The sequence below is a fragment of the Micromonospora chalcea genome, assembly GCF_002926165.1.
In the GTDB taxonomy this organism is placed as follows: domain Bacteria; phylum Actinomycetota; class Actinomycetes; order Mycobacteriales; family Micromonosporaceae; genus Micromonospora; species Micromonospora chalcea.
In genome coordinates this window covers 1-6,257 of sequence record NZ_MAGP01000053.1, presented here as the reverse complement: position 1 = coordinate 6,257, position 6,257 = coordinate 1, and the positions used below count along the sequence as shown (strand labels likewise).

Here is a 6,257-nt window from a genome sequence, read left to right as displayed (position 1 = left end):
CCGCCGCGCCCGTCCCAGCGCCCGCCCCGACGATCATGAAGTTGACGGCGTTCGACGCCCGATTTGTCGCCGTCAAGTTCATGATCGACGGGGAAGGGGCGGGCGCTGGGACGGGCGCGGCGGCGGCCCCGGGATCGGGGACGCCGCCGCGTCGTCGGTCAGGTGATGCTCAGCGTTCGGTACGGCTGGGCGCGATGGTCGGGAACGGGAAGCCACTGCCGCCGCCGTTGCCGCCACCACCGCCCGGCGTGGTCGGCGTCGTGCTGGGGCTGCCGCTCGGCGTCGGGCTGGTCGGCTCCTCGTCCTCGCGCGGCACGTCGACCTCGATGGTCACCCGCTCGCCCTTGGCCAGCTTCGTCTTGCCGGCCGGCGACTGTTTGCTGACCTTGCCCGCCTGGGACGGGTCGACCTCGTTGCCCTCCCGGACCCGGACCGTGTAGCCGGCCTCCTTGAGCTGTTGTGTCGCCTGCTCCTCGGTGTAGCCGATGACGGTCGGCACCTCGCCGACGTTGCCCTTGGAGACCTTGAGCGTCACCTTGCTGCCCTCGGCGACCGAGCTGCCCTCGGTGGGCGAGACGGAGATGACCTGACCCTCCGGCGCGCTGTTGCTGACGTCCTCGCGCACCGCGACCAGGTTCCGTTCGTCCAGGCGGGCCTTCGCGGCGTCGTAGGTGCTGCCCGTCAGGTTTCCGGGAATGGTGACCTGGCCCGGGCCGGTGCAGACCTTGACGGTGACCTCGGTGTCCTTGTCCACCCGCTGGCCGAACGTCGGGCTCTGCTCGACCACCGAGCCCCTCTCGCAGGTGGTGTTCTGCACCGGGTCGCCGGGGGCGTACCGCAGCCCGGCCTGGGTGAGCGCGGCCTTCGCGTCGTCCGCCGACCGGCCCACCAGCTGGGGCACCGACACCTTCTCGTTGCCGGCCTGGTTGAGCCAGAGCGCTGTCCCCAGCGCGATCACCGCGAGCACGCCGAGCGCGGCGAACGCCGCGATGACCCAGGACGAGCTCTTGCGCTTGCCCGGGTCACCGACCCGCGCCACCGGCTGCGGGCGGGTCTGCGGGCCCATCATCTGGGTCTGCTGCGCCTGCTGGTAGCCGCCCGCGGCGGCGCCCATCGGCATGGTCTCCTCGGCCGGCATCACCGGGGTGGCCAGCACCGGCCGGCCGGCGGCGGCGCGGAGCAGGTCCGCCCGCATCTCACCGGCGCTCTGGTAGCGGTTGAGCGGGTTCTTCGACAGCGCCTTGAGCACGATGGCGTCGACCGCCGGGTTGACGTCCGGGTTGATCGTGCTCGGCGTCGGCGGCTGCTCCCGCACGTGCTGGTACGCGACGCTGACCGGGCTGTCGCCGACAAACGGCGGGTGGCCGCAGAGCAGCTCGAACAGCACGCAGCCGGCCGCGTAGACGTCGGAGCGGGCGTCGACCGCCTCGCCGCGCGCCTGCTCGGGAGAGAGGTATTGCGCGGTGCCGATGACCGCGCTGGTCTGCGTCATCGTGGTGGCGCCGCTGGCCAGCGCCCGGGCGATGCCGAAGTCCATCACCTTGACCTGGCCGGTCTGGGTGAGCATCACGTTGCCGGGCTTGATGTCCCGGTGGATGATCCCGTGCCGGTGGCTGAACTCCAGCGCCGCGCACATGTCGGCGCAGATCTCCAGCGCCCGGCGCGGCTGGAGCCGCCCCTCGACGCCGAGGACCTCCTTGAGCGTCCTGCCGTTCACGAACTCCATCACGATGAACGGCAGGGTTTCGCCCGTCGGGCCGGTTTCCTCACCGGTGTCGTAGACGGCGACGATGGCCGGGTGGTTCAGCGAGGCGGCGTTCTGGGCCTCGCGGCGGAACCGCATCTGGAAGGTGGCATCCCGGGCCAGGTCGGCACGGAGCATCTTGATCGCGACATCCCGCCCGAGCCGGAGGTCGCGGCCGCGGTGCACCTCGGCCATGCCGCCGTAGCCCAGCAGCTCGCCGACCTGATACCTGCCACCGAGCAGGCGGGCCTGCGCTGTCATCGCGTGTCTCGTCCTTCGCTCGTCGTCGTACCGCCGTCGGCCGGCAGGAGGCGTACCTCACGACGGTACGACGTGCGGACCGGATAGTCGCCTCCGTGCGGCCGCACCGCGCCGGAGGTCACGCTCACACTCGCCGGAGCGGATGCGGTAGCACCGTATTTCCGGTACAGGAACGAAATCACGCCCGAGCAGAGGATGACCAGCACGGCCACCACGATCGCCGTCGTCCAGAGCCCGGACCGGGAGCGCCGGGGCGGGGGCGGCGCGGCCGGGCGCGCGTACGGCATGGGGTTGTGCTGGGGCACGGGCCGCTGCGGTACGGGTGCCGCGCCACGCGGCGCCACCGGCGGGCGGGACATCGGGGCCGGGTGGGCGATCACGGCCGGGCGCTGCGTCACCGGCGGGCGGGCCGGCGAGACGGGCGGACGGGCCGGGGAGACCGGCGGACGGGGCTGCGGATGCGCGGCGGCGGCCGGTGGCTGCGGCCGGGGAGCGGTCGGCACCTGAGCGCGTGCGACGGGTGCGGCCGGTGAGGCGGGTGCGGCCGAGATGGGCCGTCCGGCGCGGGCCGCCTGGGAGAGCGCGAGCTTGGCCTGCCGGGCGATGCTCGCCAGCGCGGCGGCGCTGGGCCAGCGGGCGGAAGGGTCCTTCGCCATGGCCCGCTCCACGATGGCCCGGACCTGCGGCGGGATGTCGGCCGGAAGCGCCCGGGGCGTCTCCCGTACGTGCTTCATGGCGATTTCGAGCGGGTTGTCCCCCTCGAAGGGGCGTCGGCCCGCGAGGCACTGGTACGCGACCACGCCGAGCGCGTAGACGTCCGAGGCGGGCGTGGCCACCGCGCCGGTGGCCTGCTCCGGCGAGATGTACGAGGCGGTGCCGAGCACCGAGCCGGCGGCGGTGAGCTGGCCGACCAGCTCGGAGCGGGCGATGCCGAAGTCGGTGAGCACGAGCGTGCCGTTCGGCCGGACCAGCAGGTTGCCGGGCTTCACGTCACGGTGCACGATGCCCTTCTCGTGCGCCGCGTGCAGCGCGTCGGCGGCCTGGGCCAGCAGCGCCATGGTCCGTGCCGGGGTCAGCCGGCCGACCCGGCTGAGCGTGGCCGACAGCGCGTCGCCCTCGACGTACTCCATCACCAGGAACGCGATGTGCTGGTCGCTGCCGAAGTCGTAGACGTCGACCACGCCCGGGTGGTTGATGGTCGCCATGGTCCGCGCCTCGCCCCGGAACCGCTCGGCGAAGCCCGGCTCGTCCAGCAGCGCGGGGAGCAGGCTCTTGACCGCGACGGTACGGCCCAGCACCTGGTCGGTGCCGCGCCACACGTCGCCCATGCCACCGCTGGCGATCCGCTCGTCGAGGCGGTAGCGGTTGCCGAGCTTCACCCCCGGGCTCAGCACGTCAGCGCCTCCCGGAGTCCGCGATGGCCGCCGCCATGATCCGGCCGGCGATGCGGGCCGCCTCGGCGCTGCCGCCGTTGCCCGCCTGCTCCAGCTCGACGCAGACGGCGGACAGCGGCGTGCCGTCCTTGTCCAGCGCGAAGCCGATGAACCAGCCGTGGTCCGGGGTGTTCGGACCGGACTGCGCGGTACCGGTCTTGCCGCCCACCAGGTAGCCGTCGATGGCGGCCCGGCGGCCGGTGCCCTCCTTCACCACGTTCTGCATCATGTCGCGCAGGTCGGCGGCGACCTGGCCGCTGATCGGGCGGCGCAGCTCGCGCGGCTGGGCGGGGTCGTAGACGGTGGTGCGGTCCGGCCCGAGCAACTGCTTGACCAGGTACGGACGCATCTGCTTGCCGTCCTTGTTCGCCACCGCGGCAGCGATCAGCGCGCCCTGCAGCGGCGTCATCCGCACGTTGTTCTGGCCGATCGACGACTGGGCCAGCGCGGCCGGGTCGGTGCTGCCGTCCGGGTTCTGCATGTCGCCGGTGCGGCTGGCCGCCACCGGCAGGCCACCTTCGCCGAGCTGGCCGACGGTGAGGTCGTCCTGCTCGAAGCCGAACTGCTTGGCCTTCTCCTTCACCTTGTCCGCGCCGAGGCGTACGCCGAGCTGGGCGAAGCCGGTGTTGCAGGACTCGGTGACCGCCTCGCGCAGCGTCACCTGCGACTCGGGGCAGATCGACGGCGCGGCGTTGCGGATCGGCTGCCCGGCGCCGGGCGCGGTGTAGCTGGAGCCGGCCGGGATGCGGGTCTGCTGGCCGACGCCGTTCTCCAGCGCGGCAGCCGCCATGATGATCTTGAAGGTGGAGCCGGGCGGCAGCGTCTCGGACAGCGCCCGGTTCGCCAGCGGCCGGTCCTTGTCCTTCTCCAGCGTGTTGTACGCCCGGTCCGCCTCGGTGCTGTTGTGGCTGGCCAGCGGATTCGGGTCGAAGCTCGGCATGGAGACCAGCGCCTGCACCGCGCCGGTACGCGGGTCGATCGCGATCGCCGCGCCCTTCGTCGCGCCCACCTGGTTGTCGTTCAGCTGCTTGTACGCCGTCTCCTGGGCCCGCTTCGACAGCGTCAGCACCACGTTCCCGCCACCGGTCTCGTCACCGGTGAACATGTCCTTGATCCGGTTGGCGATCAGCGCGTCGCTGGTGCCGGCGAGGAAGTCGTTCTCCACCCGCTCGATACCGCTCGCGCTGCCGTTTACCGGCTTCCAGCCGAGCACGTGCGCGTACATCTCGCCGCCCGGGTAGGTGCGCTGGTACTTCAGCTCACCGCCGGTCTCCTTGCTGAGCGCGTACGCGGTGCCGCCGACCTCGATGTTGCCGCGCTTGCGGTCGTACTCGGCGACCTGGACCCGGCCGTTGTAGTCGCTGTTGCGGTATTCGTCGGCCTTGTAGGCCTGGATCCAGTTCAGGTTCGCGAAGAGGAGCCCGAACAGGACCATCACGACCACGCCGACGCGGCGCAGGGGGGCGTTCACGGTCGGATCACCTCCGTCGGGGCGCCGTGCAACTGCTCGGGTGGACCACCGGACGGCCGGGCCGCCGGGCCGCCACCACCGGTCACCGGTCGGCGGGCACCGTCGGAGACGCGCAGCAGCACCGCGATCAGCAGCCAGTTCGCCATCAGCGAGGAGCCACCGGCGGACAGGAACGGGGTGGTCTGGCCGGTCAGCGGGATGAGCTTGCTGATGCCGCCGACGATGACGAAGACCTGCAGGCCCAGCGTGAACGCCAGGCCACCGGCGAGCAGCTTGCCGAACGAGTCCCGCACCGCCAGCGCGGCGCGCAGGCCCCGCTCCACGATCAGCAGGTAGATCACCAGCAGCGCGGAGAGACCGAACAGGCCGATCTCCTCACCGATGCCGGCGAAGATGAAGTCGGTCTGCACCTCGGGCAGCAGCGTCGGCTGGCCGCCACCCGGACCCGCCCCGAACAGACCGCCGGTACCGAGCGTGAGCAGGCCCTGCACCAACTGGTAACCCCGGTCGTACGGCTCGGCGAACGGGTCGAGCCAGATCTGCGCCCGGTCGTAGAAGTTCGCGAACGGGCCGCCCACGGTGCTGCCCAGCACGTACGCCAGGTAGGCGCCGCCGAAGAACAGGATCAGACCGATGAGCAGCCAGCTGACCCGCTCGGTGGCGATGTAGAGCGTCACCACGAACATGCCGAAGTAGAGCAGCGAGGTGCCCAGGTCCTTCTCGAAGATCAGGACCAGGAGGCTGACCAGCCACACCACCAGCACCGGGCCGAGGTCGCGCCCGCGCGGGAAGTCGATGCCGAGCACCCGCCGGCTGGCGAGCGAGAGCACCTCACGCTTGCGCACCAGGTAGTAGGCGAAGAACGTGAGCAGGGCCAGCTTGGCGAACTCGCCCGGCTGGATGGAGAACCCGCCGAACTTGATCCACAGCTTGGCGCCGTTGATCTCGGAGAAGCGGCTGGGCAGCACCGCCGGGATCATCACCAGCACGATGCCGGCGAGGCCCAGCGTGTACGCGTACCGGGACAGCGACCGGTGGTCACGCAGGATCGCCAGCAGCCCGGCGGCAAGCACCACGGCGGCCAGCGTCCAGGCGAGCTGCCGGCCACCGGTGCCCGCGAAGATGGCCAGGTCCTCCCGCTCCGCGGGCGCAGCCTTGGCCAGGTCGTACCGGCGCAGGAAGCCCACGCCGATGCCGTTGAGCAGGGCCACCGCCGGCAGCAGCGCCGGATCGGCGTACGGCGCCAGCCAGCGGATCACCAGGTGCAGGCCGAGGAAGACCAGCCCCAGCGCGGCGGCCGGGATCCAGAAGTCGGACGTGATCGTGTCCAGCGCCTTCGCCTCGACCA

General features: G+C 72.0%; 4 protein-coding genes. All 4 read right to left on the bottom strand.

Translation table 11 applies throughout. The annotated features are described in order from the left end of the window. Window positions 1–169: 169 nt before the first annotated feature. Window positions 170–2,005 (bottom strand): Stk1 family PASTA domain-containing Ser/Thr kinase, encoded by a 1,836-nt coding sequence (pknB, locus tag BAW75_RS06125; RefSeq protein WP_104112931.1) that lies wholly within the window; start codon window positions 2,003–2,005, stop codon window positions 170–172. Beyond that, window positions 2,002–3,399, bottom strand: a complete 1,398-nt coding sequence (locus tag BAW75_RS06120; RefSeq protein WP_104112930.1) for a serine/threonine-protein kinase — start codon at window positions 3,397–3,399, stop codon at window positions 2,002–2,004. Before BAW75_RS06120 ends, pknB begins: the two co-directional genes overlap by 4 nt. Window position 3,400: 1 nt before the next feature. Next, the gene (locus BAW75_RS06115; protein WP_043327621.1) at window positions 3,401–4,909 is read right to left on the bottom strand and encodes a peptidoglycan D,D-transpeptidase FtsI family protein; all 1,509 of its coding nucleotides are present in this window, start codon (window positions 4,907–4,909) and stop codon (window positions 3,401–3,403) included. Beyond that, window positions 4,906–6,257: FtsW/RodA/SpoVE family cell cycle protein (locus BAW75_RS06110; RefSeq protein WP_104112929.1), on the bottom strand; the 1,352-nt coding region annotated here is incomplete at its 5' end. The genes BAW75_RS06115 and BAW75_RS06110, both read right to left, overlap by 4 nt.